Annotated in this window: 19 protein-coding genes; 8 read left to right on the top strand and 11 right to left on the bottom strand. The window is 58.7% G+C overall.

The genetic code is table 11. The features are described 5' to 3' along the window. Nucleotides 1–3 precede the first annotated feature (3 nt). The 7 genes from modB to GIW28_RS16380 all read right to left on the bottom strand — a co-directional run bounded on the left by modB (nucleotide 4) and on the right by GIW28_RS16380 (nucleotide 5,203). Entirely contained in the window at nucleotides 4–690 is a 687-nt protein-coding gene (gene modB, locus GIW28_RS16410) for a molybdate ABC transporter permease subunit (RefSeq protein WP_177034655.1), read from the bottom strand. Next, nucleotides 687–1,460, bottom strand: a complete 774-nt coding sequence (gene modA / locus GIW28_RS16405) for a molybdate ABC transporter substrate-binding protein (RefSeq protein ID WP_236447505.1) — start codon at nucleotides 1,458–1,460, stop codon at nucleotides 687–689. Before modA ends, modB begins: the two co-directional genes overlap by 4 nt. A gap of 113 nt (nucleotides 1,461–1,573) precedes the next feature. Further along, entirely contained in the window at nucleotides 1,574–2,638 is a 1,065-nt protein-coding gene (locus GIW28_RS16400) for an NAD(P)H-dependent flavin oxidoreductase (RefSeq protein ID WP_236459011.1), read from the bottom strand. Between the two features lie 280 nt (nucleotides 2,639–2,918). Then, complete coding sequence (ada, locus tag GIW28_RS16395) at nucleotides 2,919–3,971, bottom strand: bifunctional DNA-binding transcriptional regulator/O6-methylguanine-DNA methyltransferase Ada (protein WP_169985897.1); 1,053 nt, start codon at nucleotides 3,969–3,971, stop codon at nucleotides 2,919–2,921. 75 nt (nucleotides 3,972–4,046) lie between these two features. Next, complete coding sequence (gene alkB / locus GIW28_RS16390; RefSeq protein WP_169985899.1) at nucleotides 4,047–4,712, bottom strand: DNA oxidative demethylase AlkB; 666 nt, start codon at nucleotides 4,710–4,712, stop codon at nucleotides 4,047–4,049. Between the two features lie 3 nt (nucleotides 4,713–4,715). Next, nucleotides 4,716–4,874, bottom strand: a complete 159-nt coding sequence (locus tag GIW28_RS16385) for a hypothetical protein (protein ID WP_017135489.1) — start codon at nucleotides 4,872–4,874, stop codon at nucleotides 4,716–4,718. A gap of 26 nt (nucleotides 4,875–4,900) precedes the next feature. Further along, nucleotides 4,901–5,203, bottom strand: coding sequence for a DUF1883 domain-containing protein (locus GIW28_RS16380; protein WP_003173824.1), 303 nt, complete (start codon nucleotides 5,201–5,203; stop codon nucleotides 4,901–4,903). Nucleotides 5,204–5,416: 213 nt separating this feature from the next. Here GIW28_RS16380 and GIW28_RS16375 point away from each other — a divergent pair, with 213 nt between their 5' ends. Together GIW28_RS16375 and GIW28_RS16370 are read left to right on the top strand one after the other, a co-directional pair. Beyond that, nucleotides 5,417–5,767 (top strand): hypothetical protein, encoded by a 351-nt coding sequence (locus GIW28_RS16375; protein ID WP_065929976.1) that lies wholly within the window; start codon nucleotides 5,417–5,419, stop codon nucleotides 5,765–5,767. A 210-nt stretch (nucleotides 5,768–5,977) separates the two neighbouring features. Further along, nucleotides 5,978–6,208 (top strand): hypothetical protein, encoded by a 231-nt coding sequence (locus GIW28_RS16370; protein ID WP_017135491.1) that lies wholly within the window; start codon nucleotides 5,978–5,980, stop codon nucleotides 6,206–6,208. 9 nt (nucleotides 6,209–6,217) lie between these two features. Here GIW28_RS16370 and GIW28_RS16365 read toward each other — a convergent pair whose 3' ends face one another. Then, complete coding sequence (locus GIW28_RS16365; RefSeq protein ID WP_017135492.1) at nucleotides 6,218–6,502, bottom strand: hypothetical protein; 285 nt, start codon at nucleotides 6,500–6,502, stop codon at nucleotides 6,218–6,220. A 144-nt stretch (nucleotides 6,503–6,646) separates the two neighbouring features. After that, nucleotides 6,647–6,835, bottom strand: coding sequence for a hypothetical protein (locus GIW28_RS16360; protein WP_017135493.1), 189 nt, complete (start codon nucleotides 6,833–6,835; stop codon nucleotides 6,647–6,649). A gap of 308 nt (nucleotides 6,836–7,143) precedes the next feature. Between GIW28_RS16360 and galU the strand changes: the two genes are divergently transcribed. Further along, nucleotides 7,144–7,983, top strand: coding sequence for a UTP--glucose-1-phosphate uridylyltransferase GalU (gene galU / locus GIW28_RS16355; RefSeq protein ID WP_003212579.1), 840 nt, complete (start codon nucleotides 7,144–7,146; stop codon nucleotides 7,981–7,983). Between the two features lie 97 nt (nucleotides 7,984–8,080). Further along, nucleotides 8,081–9,439 carry a glutathione-disulfide reductase gene (gorA, locus tag GIW28_RS16350; protein ID WP_099549865.1) on the top strand — a complete coding sequence of 453 codons (1,359 nt, stop codon included), beginning with the start codon at nucleotides 8,081–8,083 and terminating at the stop codon, nucleotides 9,437–9,439. Here the strand turns inward: gorA and GIW28_RS16345 are convergent, their stop codons facing one another. Continuing rightward, nucleotides 9,440–10,447, bottom strand: coding sequence for a DNA-binding protein (locus tag GIW28_RS16345; protein WP_099549864.1), 1,008 nt, complete (start codon nucleotides 10,445–10,447; stop codon nucleotides 9,440–9,442). A gap of 170 nt (nucleotides 10,448–10,617) precedes the next feature. On the opposite strand from GIW28_RS16345, the gene GIW28_RS16340 reads away from it, so the two are divergent. From GIW28_RS16340 to ahpF, 3 genes are all read left to right on the top strand, one after another. Beyond that, nucleotides 10,618–11,550 (top strand): site-specific integrase, encoded by a 933-nt coding sequence (locus GIW28_RS16340; protein WP_017135496.1) that lies wholly within the window; start codon nucleotides 10,618–10,620, stop codon nucleotides 11,548–11,550. Between the two features lie 133 nt (nucleotides 11,551–11,683). After that, nucleotides 11,684–12,247: an alkyl hydroperoxide reductase subunit C gene (gene ahpC / locus GIW28_RS16335; protein WP_010210361.1), complete on the top strand. Its 564-nt coding sequence runs from the start codon at nucleotides 11,684–11,686 to the stop codon at nucleotides 12,245–12,247. A 127-nt stretch (nucleotides 12,248–12,374) separates the two neighbouring features. Next, entirely contained in the window at nucleotides 12,375–13,940 is a 1,566-nt protein-coding gene (ahpF, locus tag GIW28_RS16330; RefSeq protein ID WP_236447309.1) for an alkyl hydroperoxide reductase subunit F, read from the top strand. Between the two features lie 105 nt (nucleotides 13,941–14,045). Here ahpF and gloA read toward each other — a convergent pair whose 3' ends face one another. After that, complete coding sequence (gene gloA, locus GIW28_RS16325; protein WP_017135498.1) at nucleotides 14,046–14,567, bottom strand: lactoylglutathione lyase; 522 nt, start codon at nucleotides 14,565–14,567, stop codon at nucleotides 14,046–14,048. A 193-nt stretch (nucleotides 14,568–14,760) separates the two neighbouring features. Between gloA and GIW28_RS16320 the strand changes: the two genes are divergently transcribed. Further along, nucleotides 14,761–15,297: a DUF4946 domain-containing protein gene (locus tag GIW28_RS16320; protein WP_017135499.1), complete on the top strand. Its 537-nt coding sequence runs from the start codon at nucleotides 14,761–14,763 to the stop codon at nucleotides 15,295–15,297. Nucleotides 15,298–15,391: the final 94 nt, after the last annotated feature.

Below are 15,391 nucleotides of genomic sequence, written 5' to 3'. Positions count from 1 at the left end.
CGGTCAGCTCCAGCCCATCTTGGTTTTACGGCTGGAATAGAGCGCCAGCAATACGAGAAAAGCGAACACCACCATGGAGCCGGCCAGCCAGTGGGCCTGGGCATATTCCATGGCTTCGACGTGATCGTAGATCTGCACTGAGACCACGCGGGTTTTGTTGGGGATATTGCCGCCGATCATCAGCACCACGCCGAACTCACCGACGGTGTGGGCAAAGCCAAGAATCGAGGCGGTGATAAAGCCGGGGCGGGCCAGGGGCAGGATCACCGTGAAAAACGTGTCCCATGGGTTGGCACGCAGCGTCGCCGCCACTTCCAATGGGCGCGTGCCGATGGCGGAAAAGGCGTTTTGCAACGGCTGCACCACAAACGGCATGGAATAGATCACCGAGCCGATCACCAGCCCGGCGAAGCTGAAGGTCAGGGTGCCCAGGCCCAGCCATTGGGTCAACTGGCCGAAGTAGCCGTTGGGACCCATGGTCAACAACAGGTAAAAGCCGATGACCGTCGGTGGCAACACCAACGGCAACGCGACAATCGCGCCTATGGGGCCGCGCCACCAGGAGCGGGTGCGCGACAGCCACAGGGCGATCGGAGTGCCGATGATCAGCAGGATCACAGTCGTCAATGACGCCAGTTTGATGGTCAACCAGATGGCGGAAAAATCGGCACTCGACAGCGGCATATTCAGTTAGCCAGCTCGTAGCCGTAGGACTTGATCACGGCAGCGGCTTTTGGCCCCTTGAGGTATTCAACCAAGGCTTTGGCGGCAGCGCTGTCCTTGCCCTTGTTGAGGATGACCGCGTCTTGTTTGATCGGGTCGTGCATGGCCGCCGGGACGATCCACGCCGAACCGCTGGTGACCTTGCCGTCCTTGTAGATCTGCGACAGCGCGACAAAGCCCAGCTCGGCGTTGCCGGTGGACACGAACTGATACGCCTGGGTGATGTTCTGGCCTTCGACCAGCTTGTCCTTGACCTGCTCGGTCAAGCCTTCTTTAGCCAGCACTTGAGTGGCCGCCAGGCCATAAGGTGCCGCTTTCGGGTTGGCGATGGACAGGTGTTTGAAGTCGTTTTTCTTCAGCACCTCGCCTTTGGCATCCACGTAACCTTCTTTGGCCGACCACAGCGCCAGGGCGCCGACTGCGTAGGTGAAGCGCGAACCTTTGACCGTATCGCCTTCGGTTTCAAGTTTTTGCGGGGTGGTGTCATCGGCGCTGAGGAACACTTCGAACGGCGCACCGTTCTTGATCTGGGTATAGAACTGGCCGGTAGCGCCGTAGGCGGCGACCAATTTGTGGCCGGTGTCTTTTTCGAAATCGGCAGCAATCGCCTGGATCGGCGCGGTGAAGTTGGCGGCGACAGCCACCTGGACTTCATCGGCGTGGGCTGGGCCAAAAGTAAAAGCGGCAATCAGGGTGGCCAGGGCAGTAGGGGCCAGGCGTGAGGCGCGGATCGTCATGAAGCAGCTCCTTGGGGGTTGTACGGCTTGTTATAGGTAGAAGGCTTTACCGCTATGTATGGGAATATATAGCGGTTGGCCATTGCCGGTACAGTGCAAAGTTGCCCCAAGTGTCAGTGGCGCTTGAGCTTGGCCAGCACCTGTTCGGCCAACTGGCGGGTCAAGTCATACGTAGAAATATCTCTACCCAGACGCAGCGCCTGGCCTGCCCACAGGTTGCTGAAGCCGGCTTCATCCTTGGCCTTGAGCGGCATCAAGGCGCCGCCGGCAGTGGGGAATGCGGGGGCAGACGGGTTGATCGCACCGAGTTCGCGCATCACCCGGTTGACGATGCCGCGCGCCGGGCGGCCGGTGAACAGGTTGGTCAGCGCGGTTTCGCTGGCCTGGGCATGGCGCAAGGCATAGTGGTGTGACCCGCTGACGTTGGCTTCAGGGGTGAACAGGTACGCAGTGCCGATTTGCACCGCCGAGGCACCCAGGGCCAATGCCGCGACGATGCCACGTGCATCGCCAACGCCGCCTGCGGCGATCACCGGCACCTTCACCGCGTCGACAATTTGCGGCACCAGCGCCATCAAGCCGATTTGGGTGTCGAGGTCGTCACTGAGGAAAATCCCTCGGTGCCCACCGGCTTCAATGCCCATCGCGATGATTGCATCGCAGCCATGCTGTTCGAGCCAAATGGCTTCTTCAACGGTGGTGGCCGAGGACAGCACCTTGGCGCCGGTGGCTTTTACCCGGTCGAGCAAGGCTTTTTCCGGTAGCCCAAAGTGAAAACTCACCACCTCGGGGCGAAATTCTTCGACGACTTTGCAGGCGGCCTCGTCGAACGGCGCACGGTTGGACACCGGTGTTGGTGCATCAAAATCAGCGCCCAGCTCGCGGTAGTAGGGCTCCAGCAACGTTTTCCAACGGTGGTCACGCGCGTTATCAGCTGCTGGCGGTTGATGGCAGAAGAAATTGACGTTGATCGGGCTCGCGCTGGCCTGGCGAATGGTGTTCAAGGCATCGCGCAGTTGCTCGATGCTCAGCGCTGCGGCGGGCATCGAGCCCAAGGCGCCGGCTTGATTGGCGGCGATGACCATCGCTGTGGTGGTGGCGCCGGCCATCGGGGCCTGGATGATAGGCACGTCGATGCCCAGCAGGTCGAGAATTCGGGTGTCTGGCCAGGTGCTCATGGGATGCGTCTCCAGCGTGAATAAGACTTTGCGCTGTTTTAACAGGGCCATTGGCACCCGGCCAGTCTGTTTTATTCACTGGACGAGGGAGTAATTTCGTGCGCTGCCATGCGTCGATGGCGTGCCCCAACACCGCATGGATGCGCCCGGCGTTCGCGTTGTCGCCTGCGTGGCCTTGAAAAAACGCCTGGAACGCCGGGTACGGCGTGAGGCTGTCTTTGTGACTGACATTCGAAATGTATCAGGCTAACGATGTGGCGCTGGTGTGTATCGGTGTTCGCTAGCGTTTCACCGACTGTTCGCGCTCCAGCAGTTGCCGCTTGCGTTCTACGCCCCAGCGGTAGCCCGACAACGCCCCGTCACTGCGCACCACGCGGTGGCAGGGAATCGCCACCGCCAGGCTGTTGGCGCCACAGGCCTGGGCCACCGCGCGAAACGATTTGGGTGCGCCGATCTGCACAGCAATCTGCGCGTAGCTGGCGGTGCTGCCCACCGGGATGTCGCGCAGTGCCTGCCACACCCGTTCCTGAAAGGCGGTGCCGCGCAGGTCCAGGGGTAAATTCAACCCCAGGGCAGGGGCTTCGATAAAACCCACGACCTGGGCGATCAATTGTTCGAACTCATGATCTGCGCCGACCAGTTCGGCTTTGGGGAACTGGTCTTGCAAGTCGCGCAGTAAGGTGTCCGGGTCATCGCCCAATAAAATCGCACACACGCCGCGTTGGCTTTGCGCCACCAGAATCGCCCCAAGTGAACATTGGCCCACGGCAAACAAAATCGTGCTGTTGGTGCCGCCGGCTTTGTAGTCGCTGGGCTTCATGCCGAGCAGTCGGTTGGCTGATTCATAAAAGCGGCTGTTGGAATTAAAGCCCGCGTCATACAACGCATCGGTCACTGAATGCTCGCCCTTGAGGCCGTGGCGAACTTTGCGCGAACGCAGGGCACTGGCATATCCCTTGGGCGTCAGGCCGGTCACCGCTTTGAATATGCGATGAAAATGGAATGAACTCAGCCCGGCGCCACTGGCGAGTGCTTCCAGGCTGGGCGCGGTTTCGGCCTGCTCGATCTGCCGGCACGCCTCGGCCACCCGTTGGGCGTGGAGGGCCGCCAATTGAGTCTGGTCGCCGGCCGCGCGTTTGCTTGGGCGATAACCCGCCGCTTCAGCCTGGGCAGGGGTGTCGAAGAATTCGATGTTCTCCGGGCGTGGCAATCGCGAGGCGCTGCTGGGGCGGCAATACACGCCGGTGGTTTTAACGCCGTAGACAAACACGGCGTCAGCCTTGGCATCACGGGCGACGATGGCGGCCCAGCGGGGGTCTTGTTCGGTGGTCATGGCCTGCACTCTTGACGGATCACGGCCAGATTAACCGCGTTGCAGATGGCCGGCACTCTGAAGCTTGCGGTCAAATTAGCCAGCGGTGCGAAAGGTCAGGTTGATGCGCTGCGGGCCCATGACCGGATGCACGCCCTCTTTAATCGGCATCACCCCATGAAAACGCAAGCGATCAACGCCGCCCCAGACCACCACGTCGCCGTGGAACAGTGAAACTTTTTGAGTTTTGCTGCTGCGCTCATGGCCGCCAAACAGGAAGATCGCCGGCAGGCCCAGAGAGACTGAAACCACAGGGGCGCTATAGGCGCGTTCGTTTTTATCCTGATGCAGGGACATCTTGGCGCCCGGCACATAGCGGTTGATCAGGCAGGCATCCGGGGCAAATGCGCTGAAGCCAGCTTCGGCTGCGGCAAGCGTGGCCAGTTCACGCAACGTTTCGGGCATAGCCGGCCAGGGCTGCTGATTGCGGGGGTCAATCGGGCTGTAGCGGTAGCCGGTGCTGTCGGTGGTCCAACCCAATGTGCCGCAACTGCTGAGTGCGGCCGACATGGTGAAGCCGCCGGGTGTGACCATTTGTCGAAACGGCGATTGGGCCAACACCCGTCGCAGTTCAGGCAGCAGGCGTTCAATCCAGGGCAGGGCGAAGCCCCTGAGTACGTAGGACTCTTCGCCAATCTGCTCGCGCCCCGCCGGTTGCTGCAAGGCATCCTCAGCGAACAGATCAGCCGTCGGGCCTGGCATGGGTTACAGGGCCTTGCTCACGGTGATGTCGGTGATTTCATCGGTGGCATCGTGGATTTTTGCCAGGGCTTCTTTGGCTTCTTCAACGCTTCCCGATTGCAGCAGGGCGAATTCAAAGCGACGTTCGCCATTGAGCTTGTACTTCATAACGTATTTAGTCACAGCGGTTTTCCTGTCGAGGGTTCGGCTCAGCTCAGTTTGGTGCTGGTGCGGCGAACAATGCGAATCTTGTGGGACAACGCAGGTTTGCGGGTCACGCTGATGGCGCGGCGCGTGACCACATCCAGGGTAATGTTCCAGAACCCGGTGCTGGGTGCGGTGATTTTTGCCGGGAATTTGTCGAACGCGCCGCCGTGGTAAGTGTGGCGGCCACCGTTCTTGAAACTGCGGAAATTGGCATCGCTCATCAGGCGAATGTTGCAGGTCTGCGAGCATTCGATGACAACGATGTCGCCCTCGTTGAGGTGCTCGCGCTGGTGGATGAATTTCATGGGGGTGTCTCCAGAAGGGCTTTTTCTGAAAAATCAGAATGATACGTAGGTTAAGATAGAGTTTATCAGCCCTGACGCGATTATTATCGGGTCGTCGTCGACGACTTCGACAATTTAAAACAGTTATTTCCCAAGTTTTCAGAGATAAATCCCACATGGGCGGGAGAAATTTCCTCTCTTCGCGGTCGTAGGGTCTTTATCGGAGGTTTAAGTATGAAGTGGAGTGTGTTGGTTCTGGCCTTGGCGTTAGGTGGATGTGCTTCGGTTGCAGATATCAAGCAGACCCCGCCAACCCTGGTGGTTATTTCAGGCAAAAAACCGCCTGAATATGCTGCCTGTGTGGTCCGAAAACTGGAGGCGACGCGTCGGCCGCCGCAGATTGAGCCGCATAAGGACGGTGTACAGGTGATTGTTCCGCAGAAATTCTCGGCCGACCCTTCGGCGATCTTCGAGATCGAAGAGCGCTCCAGCGGCAGCAGTATCAAGCTCTATGAAAGTATGTCAAATGTGCCGATTCGCCCAGGCGACATCAAGAAAGCCGGGGAGGATTGCATCTCCGGCTGAGCCTTTGGTTTATCCGCGTACTGAACCCGATAAAAAAGCCTGACCCTGCCGTTGCAGCGTCAGGCTTTTTTTTGCGTTTATTCGGGTGTTGTCGCCTGTAGAGGGAGTGCTGATCGGGCAGTGCATCCGTTAAACTGTCGGCCATTCAATGCAAAGATGCCGCCCAAACTTTGAGTTTGCGCGGCATTAGTCCTTCCTGGAAAGCCCGTCATGAAGCGAGAACACGTCAAAGCCCGACATGCAGAAGGCCAAATATCGGCCACCCATGTTATCCAGAACCCCGCCGACCTGGGCGAGTGGATCGTATTTTTCAAGAAGAGCGGCGGCCGCAGTTACTTTCTGGTCGACGATCAGGATGAGGTTGAGTCATTCCCGCGCCTGGATGACCTGATCGAGACCTTGCGTGGCCTGGGGCTCAAGTTCGCCGAGGTTCATCTGTAGTACGCAGTATTACTTGCACACCACGACGACGCTGCGGCTCTTGAAGTTGCCTACGTCTTTGCCCAGGGTCTTGTCGCTCTCCTTGAGTGCCGGCGTACCTTCGGTGCCGACGATGCGGTAACCGGTGCCCGCACACGAAGCGTCAGCTTTTTCGTAGCAACTGGCCCATGAATTGGCCTCGCCCGAGCAGTCGATGGTCAGGCCTTGCTCGCCGTTTTTCAGGTAGGTGTCGGACGTGGTGGTGCAGCCGGTCATCAGCGCCAGGGCCGCAGTCAGTGCCAGAATCTTGTTCATGTGTTGGGTCGTCGTCGAGGGTGTAGGAGGGGCGCAGACACTGTCGTGGGGCGTTCGTAGCAAGATTATAGCGAACGGCCATCAAGGTACAGACAAACACAAAAAAGCCCCGTTGACCGGGGCTTTGTGCGCAAGCAATGACGCTTACTTTTTGTCCTTGGGGCGCTTGCTCGATGCGTGGCCGGCTTCGTCCACAAACACTTCAGCCACCGCAACGGCCATGCTTTCGCTCGCGAATACCCCGGCGACGCTGTCGCCGTGGAAGTTGATCAGGTGCCAGCCGTCCGCACGCTTGGTGATCAGGTAGCCGTTTACGCCTTTTGGTTCTGACATCTGTCAATCTCGTAGTCTGGTTCAAGCCAGTAATGATAGCGCCAATTGGCCCCGAGGCGCGCAAGTTGTTGCAGGTCAGTGCCCTGCCGCGAAAAGCGTGCTAAAACCATTGAGGCGCTCGTAAGCAAAGGGGCGATGGCTGGTTATGTCGCGCCCTGAGTGAATGCTCTTCGTAGGATCAGCGGAACTTACGCGCACATTTTTTCTCTATGTTGACATCGCAACGCCAGCAGGACCCATTGTAAGGTGACTGCGGCCTGATTAGACTGCGCCGAATTCCGTACGCACAGCCCTTTGTAAGGACTTATATGATCAAGAAATGCTTGTTCCCAGCAGCCGGTTACGGCACTCGCTTCTTGCCAGCGACCAAAGCCATGCCCAAAGAGATGCTGCCGGTGGTGAACAAGCCACTGATTCAGTACGGCGTCGAAGAGGCACTGGATGCCGGCTTGAACGAAATTTCCATTGTTACCGGCCGCGGTAAGCGCGCGCTGGAAGACCACTTCGATATCAGCTACGAGCTGGAAAACCAGATCAAGGGCACCGACAAGGAAAAATACCTGGTCGGCATCCGTAAACTGCTCGACGAGTGCTCGTTCTCCTACACCCGTCAAACCCAGATGAAAGGCCTTGGCCACGCCATCCTCACTGGCCGCCCGCTGATCGGTGACGAACCGTTCGCCGTGGTGCTGGCTGATGACCTGTGCGTCAACCTGGAAGGCGACGGCGTACTGACCCAGATGGTCAAGCTGTACCAGAAATACCGCTGCACCATCGTTGCGGTTCAAGAGGTCGACCCTCAGGAAACCAACAAGTACGGCGTGATCGCCGGCGACGATATTGGTGATGGCCTGATTCGCGTGCGTGACATGGTTGAAAAACCAGCGCCGGAAGATGCGCCGTCGAACCTGGCGATTATCGGTCGTTACATCCTGACGCCGGACATCTTCAAGCTGATCGAAGAAACCGAGCCAGGCAAAGGCGGCGAGATTCAAATCACTGACGCCCTGCTCAAGCAAGCCAAAGATGGCTGCGTGATCGCCTACAAATTCAAAGGCCGTCGCTTCGACTGCGGTGGCGCTGAAGGCTACATTGAGGCCACCAACTTCTGCTACGAGCACTTCTACAAGACCGGTAAGGCTTACTGATTCACAGTAGCTCGACCAAAAAGCCACCTTCGGGTGGCTTTTTCGTTTTTCAGCCCCATGTAAGTCGGTATGCTGGTGCCCTGCCGAGGAGAGTGAAATGGCCTACGATTTTGATCTGTATGTAATTGGCGCCGGTTCCGGCGGTGTTCGCGCGGCGCGCTTTGCCGCAGGCTTTGGCGCTAAAGTGGCGGTAGCTGAAAGCCGTTACCTGGGCGGTACCTGCGTGAACGTTGGCTGCGTGCCGAAAAAACTGCTGGTGTACGGCGCGCATTTCGCCGAAGACTTTGAGCAGGCCAGCGGTTTCGGCTGGTCGTTGGGTGAAGCGAACTTTGACTGGGCGACCCTGATCGCCAACAAAGACCGTGAAATCAACCGCCTCAATGGCATCTACCGCAACCTGCTGGTTAACAGTGGCGTGACCCTGCACGAAGGGCATGCGCGTTTGGTTGATCCGCACCAGGTGGAGATCAATGGCGAGCGCTTTACGGCCAGGCACATCCTGATCGCGACGGGCGGCTGGCCGCAGATCCCGGAAATCCCGGGCCGTGAGCACGCCATAGGCTCCAACGAGGCGTTCTTCCTCAAAGAGCTGCCCAAGCGCGTGCTGGTAGTGGGCGGCGGCTACATTGCCGTCGAGTTTGCGGGCATCTTCCATGGCTTGGGCGCGCGCACAACCTTGCTGTATCGCGGCGACCTGTTTCTGCGCGGGTTTGACGGCGCAGTGCGCACGCACCTGAAGGAAGAGCTGACCAAGCGCGGCCTCGACCTGCAATTCAATGCCGATATCGAGCGCATCGACAAACAGGCTGACGGCAGCCTCAAGGCCACCCTCAAAGACGGCCGCGTGCTCGAAGCCGATTGCGTGTTCTACGCCACCGGCCGTCGCCCGATGCTCGACAACCTGGGGCTGGAAAATACCGGCGTCAAATTGGATGAGCGCGGCTTTGTCGAAGTCGACGACCTGTACCAGACCGCCGAAGCCTCGATCCTGGCGATTGGCGATGTGATCGGGCGGGTGCAATTGACGCCCGTCGCGCTGGCCGAAGGCATGGCGGTTGCGCGTCGGCTGTTCAAGCCTGAGCAATACCGCCCGGTGGATTACGCGATGATCCCGACCGCGGTGTTCAGCCTGCCGAATATCGGCACCGTGGGCCTGAGCGAAGAAGATGCGAAGCAAAACGGCCATAACGTGCAGATCTTCGAAAGCCGCTTCCGGCCGATGAAGCTGACGTTGACCGATTGCCAGGAAAAAACCCTGATGAAGCTGGTGGTCGACGCCGACACCGACAAGGTCCTGGGCTGCCACATGGTCGGGCCGGATGCGGGTGAGATCGTCCAGGGCCTGGCGATCGCGCTCAAGGCCGGCGCGACCAAGCAGCATTTCGATGAAACCATCGGCGTGCACCCTACGGCGGCGGAAGAGTTCGTCACCATGCGCACGCCTGTAGCGGGCTGATCAGGCGTCGGCGGTTGCCTCTGGCGGCGTTGCAACGACGGCCGCCAGGCGCAATGCCTCGATACTGGCCTGGGCCTTGATCAGGTCCAGTTCCAGGGTTTTGCTCACCTGCTGTTGCTCACTCAGCGCTGCCTGGCGCGCTTGACTTTCCTCTACCGCAACCCGCAAGCGCTCCTGAAGCAGGGTGCGTTCGCTTTCCATGCGGCCCAGCTGTTCGCTGAGTGTTTGCTGCTGCGCCTGTTCCTTGCGTGATTGCTCCTGCAGGGCGGTCAGTTCCTTGCTGGTCACGCGGTGCTCGATCAGTAGCCGCTCATTATCGCGATGCAGCTGGGTGATCTCATCCTGGCGCACCATGGCGCTTTGTTGCGCCTGGCGCAGCTCGGCCTGCACCTGCTGCAGCTGGCCTTCATGGCGCCGTTGCTCTTGCTCGCGTTGCTCCTTCACCGCATTGCGGTAGTGCTCAAGCGCGTCGCGGGCGTGCAAGTGTTTGTCTTCCAGCGAGCGAATCTGCTCGTCCTTGTCATTCATGCGCAACTCGTAATCGCTGCACGCTTGGCTGAGCCCCGCATTGCGAGTTTGTTCGGTTTGCAGGCTGGTGCTGGCGGTCTGCAAGGCGGCGCTTTCTTCGGCCAGTGCGGCGGCCTGGATATCCAATTGCTGCTTGAGCTGGCCATGGGCTTCTTCAAGCGTTTGCACCTGGGCGAGCAGGGCGGCTTTTTGCTGCTCGAACTGCGCCAGTGCCGCGTCAATCGGCTCCTGGGCCTTGTCTTTAAGGCGTTGAGCCAGCCGTGCTACCAACTCGCCCAGTTCATCGTCGATGGGCGCCTGGGTAATGGTCAGCCGGGTTTCGCTGTCATCGAGTTCCTTCAAATAGCGATGAATCGTGGTTTTCGAGCCGGTATTGCCCATCTCGATGCGCACCGCGTCGATGCTCGGGTTTTCGCCACGGGCCAGGATCGCCAGGCGTGCCGTTTGAACCACTGCTTTGTTTATGCCGCCGCGCGCCATGAAGTCTCCGTCGATTTAGTACTGTGGTACATGGTATGTAGATACATACTTTATCATGAATAAAAACCCGTTTAAATTCATGATTTAACAGATGGGATATTGGCGTATTATCCCGTGTCAGAGCCGTTTTAACCGTTAATACACCCGCCAGCAGTACGAATAGGCCTTTCATGAGCGACCTGGACCGTTACCTCAACGCCGCCACCCGCGACAACACGCGGCGCAGCTATCGCGCAGCCCTCGAGCATTTCGAAGTGAGTTGGGGCGGGTTCCTGCCAGCCACCAGCGACAGCGTGGCGCGCTACCTGGTGGCCCATGCCGGGGTGCTGGCGGTCAACACCTTAAAGCTGCGGCTCTCGGCGCTTGCGCAGTGGCACACCAGCCAGGGTTTCCCGGACCCGACCAAGGCGCCGGTGGTGCGCAAGGTACTCAAGGGCATTCGGGCGGTGCACCCGGCACGGGAGAAGCAGGCCGAACCTTTGCAGCTCAAGCACCTTGAACAGGTGGTGGCATCACTTGAGGTTGAAGCCAGGCAGGCCATTGAAGCGCGGGATCAGCCGCGCTTGCTGCGCGCCAAGCGCGACACTGCGTTGATCCTGCTGGGCTTCTGGCGCGGCTTTCGCAGCGACGAGTTATGTCGCCTGAGCATCGAACACGTGCAAGCGGTGCCCGGCGCCGGCATCAGCCTGTACCTGCCGCGCAGCAAAAGTGACCGCGACAACCTCGGCAAAACCTACCAGACGCCGGCGCTGCTGCGCTTGTGCCCGGTGCAGGCCTACAGCGACTGGCTAAGCGCCTCGGCCCTGGTGCGGGGGCCGGTGTTTCGGGGGATTGATCGCTGGGGCAACCTGGGCGAGGAGGGGCTGCACCCCAACAGCGTGATCCCGCTGCTGCGCCAGGCTCTGGAGCGCGCGGGCATTCCGGCTGATCAATACACCAGTCACTCGCTGCGCCGCGGTTTCGCCACCTGGGCCCATCGCAGTGGCTGGGACATCAAGTCGCTGATGAGTTACGTCGGCTGGAGCGACATGAAATCCGCCATGCGCTATGTTGAAGCGACACCCTTTTTGGGCATGACCTTGGCGACTCCACCGCTGCTTTGAGATTTCTTCTATTAATACAGATACCTGATAGGGAAAACCAATCGTCAGCATCAGGTTTGCCAATGAGCCACCGACGGAAAGAGTGAGTAGGATTCATCTCATCAACTTTTCAACCACTGACGGAGAGTCACCGATGCCTATCATCAACAGCCAAGTAAAACCGTTCAAAGCGACCGCCTACAAAAACGGCAACTTCGTAGACGTGTCGGACGCTGACCTGAAAGGCAAATGGTCCGTAGTCTTCTTCTACCCAGCCGACTTCACCTTCGTTTGCCCAACCGAACTGGAAGACCTGGCTGACAACTACGCCGAATTCCAGAAACTGGGCGTCGAAATCTACAGCGTGTCCACCGACACCCACTTTGCCCACGCTGCCTGGCACAACACTTCGCCAGCCATCGGCAAAATCCAGTACACCATGATCGGCGACCCAACCCTGACCATCTCGCGCAACTTCGACGTACTGATCGAAGAAGCTGGCCTGGCAGACCGCGGCACCTTCGTGATCAACCCGGAAGGTCAGATCAAGATCGTTGAACTGAACGACGGCGGTGTTGGCCGTGACGCCTCCGAGCTGCTGCGCAAAATCAAGGCCGCTCAGTACGTCGCTGCTCACCCAGGCGAAGTCTGCCCAGCCAAGTGGAAAGAAGGCGAGGCTACTCTGGCTCCGTCCCTGGACCTGGTCGGCAAGATCTAAGTCTGTGAAACATCAAGGGCGGGTTGCCGCACCTTAAGTAAGCTGCACCGCCCTCAAAACGCCCGGGCGAGATTCGCTCGGGCGTTTTTTTGTCTGCAATAAACCGAATTAACAGGAAATCGCCCGTATGTTGGACGCCAATCTTAAAGCTCAGTTGAAGTCATACCTGGAACGGGTCACCCAGCCGATCGAGATCGTCGCCTCCCTCGACGACGGCGCGAAATCCCAGGAAATGCTTGCCCTGTTGCAGGACGTAACCAGCCTCACCACGCTGATTACCCTCAAAACCGATGGCAATGATGCGCGCAAGCCGTCGTTCTCCATCAACCGCCCGGGTGCCGATATCAGCCTGCGTTTTGCCGGCATCCCCATGGGCCATGAATTCACTTCGCTGGTGCTGGCCCTGCTGCAAGTCGGTGGCCACCCATCAAAAGCCAGTGTCGAAGTGATTGAACAGATTCGTGCCTTGAAAGGCGAGTTCAGCTTCGAAACCTACTTCTCGCTGTCGTGCCAGAACTGCCCTGACGTGGTTCAGGCGCTGAACCTGATGGCCGTGCTTAATCCGAACATCCGCCACGTCGCCATCGACGGCGCGCTGTTTCAGGCTGAAGTCGATGAACGCCAGGTCATGGCAGTGCCCAGCGTGTACCTCAATGGTGTGAACTTCGGCCAGGGCCGCATGGGCCTGGAAGAGATCCTCGCCAAGCTCGACACCAGCGGTATCGAAAAGGCCGCCGAGAAAATCAGCGCCAAAGAGGCCTTTGATGTGTTGGTGGTCGGTGGTGGCCCAGCCGGTTCTGCCGCAGCTATCTACGCCGCACGCAAAGGTATTCGCACCGGCGTGGCAGCTGAGCGTTTCGGCGGCCAGGTGCTGGACACTATGTCCATCGAGAACTTCATCTCCGTGCAGGAGACTGAAGGGCCGAAACTGGCCAGCGCCCTGGAGGCGCATGTGCGTCAGTACGACGTGGACATCATGAACCTGCAGCGTGCCAGCCGCCTGATCCCGGCAAAAAATGCCGGTGACTTGCACGAAGTTCGCTTTGAAAGCGGTGCGACCCTCAAGTCCAAAACCGTGATTCTGGCCACCGGTGCCCGCTGGCGCGAGATGGGTGTGCCGGGCGAGCAGGAATACAAGGCCCGCGGCGTGTGCTTCTGCCCGCATTGCGACGGCCCGTTGTTCAAAGGCAAGCGTGTGGCAGTGATCGGCGGTGGTAACTCCGGCGTTGAAGCAGCCATTGACCTGGCCGGTATCGTCAGCCACGTGACCTTGCTCGAGTTCGACAGCAAGTTGCGCGCCGATGCCGTGTTGCAGCGCAAGCTCTACAGCCTGCCGAACGTGGACGTGATCACCAGCGCATTGACCAGTGAAGTCAAAGGCGATGGCCAGAAGGTCACCGGCCTGGCGTACAAGGATCGTGACAGCGGCGAGTTCAAGACCATCGACCTGGAAGGCATCTTTGTTCAGATCGGCTTGTTGCCCAACACCGACTGGCTCAAGGGCACGGTGGAATTGACCCCGCGCGGCGAGATCATCGTCGATGCGCGTGGCGAAACTTCACTGCCGGGCGTGTTTGCTGCCGGTGACGTGACGACCGTGCCGTACAAGCAGATCGTGATTGCGGTAGGCGAGGGCGCGAAGGCTTCGCTGAGTGCTTTTGATCACCTGATCCGTACCTCGGCACCCGCTTAAATCCGGCTGCGAAAATAAAAAACCCCATGAGTGATCATGGGGTTTTCTCGTTCCCACGTTCTACGTGGGAATGCATCCGGTGACGCTCCGCGTCACGCAGAACGCTTACAGCGGCGCCGGCTGAATAATCTCAACCCAGTAAGCATCCGGGTCTTTGATGAACGCCAGGCTTTTCATGCGGCCATCGCTCAGGCGCTTCTGGAAATCACAGCCCAAGGCTTCAAAACGCTCGCAAGCGGCGACAATATCCGGCACCGAAATGCAGATATGGCCAAAGCCACGCGGGTCAGTATTGCCGTTGTGGTAAGCAAAGTCGGCGTCGTTTTCGGTGCCGTGGTTGTGGGTCAGTTCGAGGATGCCAGGGATCGACTTCATCCACTGCGTGCGCGCGGCGGCGTCGGCTGGAATCTGGGCCTTGTCCACCAGGGCCAGAAAGTAGAGGCTGAATTCGGCTTCCGGGAAGTCACGCTTTTCAACCAGGGAAAAGCCCAATACGCGGGTGTAGAAGTCCAGCGATTTGGTGATGTCCTTGACCCGCAGCATGGTGTGGTTGAACACGAAGTTCGACGTGGCGGTGTCAGGTTGGGCGGTGACGCCCGGGAAAGTGTTCAGATCGTGCAGGCTCATGGGCCCTCCAGAAAAAATGGGGCAAACGCGACTCGTGACTTGAGTGGTCCCTTGGCTTGCGGCCGGCATCCGTGCCGCACCGCCATGATACGCAAGCGTTGCCGGCCGAGCCAAATGAAAAAGGTTACTCAGCCCTTGCGAGCCAAGGGTGTCAGGCTCAAACTTCGACGCTTGAACCTTGGGTGTTTTCTTGATGATTGAATTTCGTAAGCCGTTGTTGAGCGCTGTATGTGTGTTGCTGGGCAGCCCCTTTGTGTTGGCGGCCGACCCGGAAATTCATTGGCCCAGCGGCTGGCAAGTCGAGGAAGTAGTGCCCGACGACGAAGCGCCGGTAAAACCTCAGGCGGTGTCCCGCCAACGCGCAATCAAGAATGATGAAAACGGCAACACCTTGATGGTCATGGAGTTGACCGGTACACCGATTGAGGCGGGCCATAAAGTTAATCTTCAAGGCGTACTGCTGGAAATGCGCAAATCCATCCAGAAGGATTTTGCCGGCAGCGGTTATCAAAGCGTGTGCACCAAAATGCACACCAGCACATTGAGCCGTCTTGAAGCGCTGGAAACTACTTGCGTGATTACCGAGAACGGTCGGCACATATTGTCACAAACATTGGTCGGCGCAGTTGATAGCGATAAAGCCTATGTCTTTTCCTTCGCCGGTCAGGCCGAGGCCTATGAAGCCAGTAAGGCTGAAGTCAGTTCAGTGCGTGATAGCCTTAAACTTTGAACGGGTTATCTCACTCGTTTTTGAACAAAATGAACACTTGATTAAGTTCGTTTTCGAAGCAAAAAAAACCCCGCATCAGCGGGGTTTTTGCAGC

The sequence above is a fragment of the Pseudomonas sp. PA-5-4B genome, assembly GCF_021606215.1.
GTDB lineage: Bacteria > Pseudomonadota > Gammaproteobacteria > Pseudomonadales > Pseudomonadaceae > Aquipseudomonas > Aquipseudomonas edaphica.
This window is presented reverse-complemented; position numbering and strand designations above follow the sequence as displayed.

Excerpts from the sequence above, each read along its gene's own strand:
- galU (WP_003212579.1), top strand. The coding sequence starts at position 7,144 with ATGATCAAGAAATGCTTGTTCCCAGCAGCCGGTTACGGCACTCGCTTC.
- alkB (WP_169985899.1), bottom strand. The coding sequence starts at position 4,712 with ATGCCAGGCCCGACGGCTGATCTGTTCGCTGAGGATGCCTTGCAGCAA.
- GIW28_RS16370 (WP_017135491.1), top strand. The coding sequence starts at position 5,978 with ATGAAGCGAGAACACGTCAAAGCCCGACATGCAGAAGGCCAAATATCG.
- gorA (WP_099549865.1), top strand. The coding sequence starts at position 8,081 with ATGGCCTACGATTTTGATCTGTATGTAATTGGCGCCGGTTCCGGCGGT.
- modA (WP_236447505.1), bottom strand. The coding sequence starts at position 1,460 with ATGACGATCCGCGCCTCACGCCTGGCCCCTACTGCCCTGGCCACCCTG.
- GIW28_RS16365 (WP_017135492.1), bottom strand. The coding sequence starts at position 6,502 with ATGAACAAGATTCTGGCACTGACTGCGGCCCTGGCGCTGATGACCGGC.
- ada (WP_169985897.1), bottom strand. The coding sequence starts at position 3,971 with ATGACCACCGAACAAGACCCCCGCTGGGCCGCCATCGTCGCCCGTGAT.
- ahpF (WP_236447309.1), top strand. The coding sequence starts at position 12,375 with ATGTTGGACGCCAATCTTAAAGCTCAGTTGAAGTCATACCTGGAACGG.
- GIW28_RS16320 (WP_017135499.1), top strand. The coding sequence starts at position 14,761 with ATGATTGAATTTCGTAAGCCGTTGTTGAGCGCTGTATGTGTGTTGCTG.
- gloA (WP_017135498.1), bottom strand. The coding sequence starts at position 14,567 with ATGAGCCTGCACGATCTGAACACTTTCCCGGGCGTCACCGCCCAACCT.
- GIW28_RS16360 (WP_017135493.1), bottom strand. The coding sequence starts at position 6,835 with ATGTCAGAACCAAAAGGCGTAAACGGCTACCTGATCACCAAGCGTGCG.
- GIW28_RS16375 (WP_065929976.1), top strand. The coding sequence starts at position 5,417 with ATGAAGTGGAGTGTGTTGGTTCTGGCCTTGGCGTTAGGTGGATGTGCT.
- GIW28_RS16380 (WP_003173824.1), bottom strand. The coding sequence starts at position 5,203 with ATGAAATTCATCCACCAGCGCGAGCACCTCAACGAGGGCGACATCGTT.
- GIW28_RS16345 (WP_099549864.1), bottom strand. The coding sequence starts at position 10,447 with ATGGCGCGCGGCGGCATAAACAAAGCAGTGGTTCAAACGGCACGCCTG.
- GIW28_RS16400 (WP_236459011.1), bottom strand. The coding sequence starts at position 2,638 with ATGAGCACCTGGCCAGACACCCGAATTCTCGACCTGCTGGGCATCGAC.
- ahpC (WP_010210361.1), top strand. The coding sequence starts at position 11,684 with ATGCCTATCATCAACAGCCAAGTAAAACCGTTCAAAGCGACCGCCTAC.
- GIW28_RS16340 (WP_017135496.1), top strand. The coding sequence starts at position 10,618 with ATGAGCGACCTGGACCGTTACCTCAACGCCGCCACCCGCGACAACACG.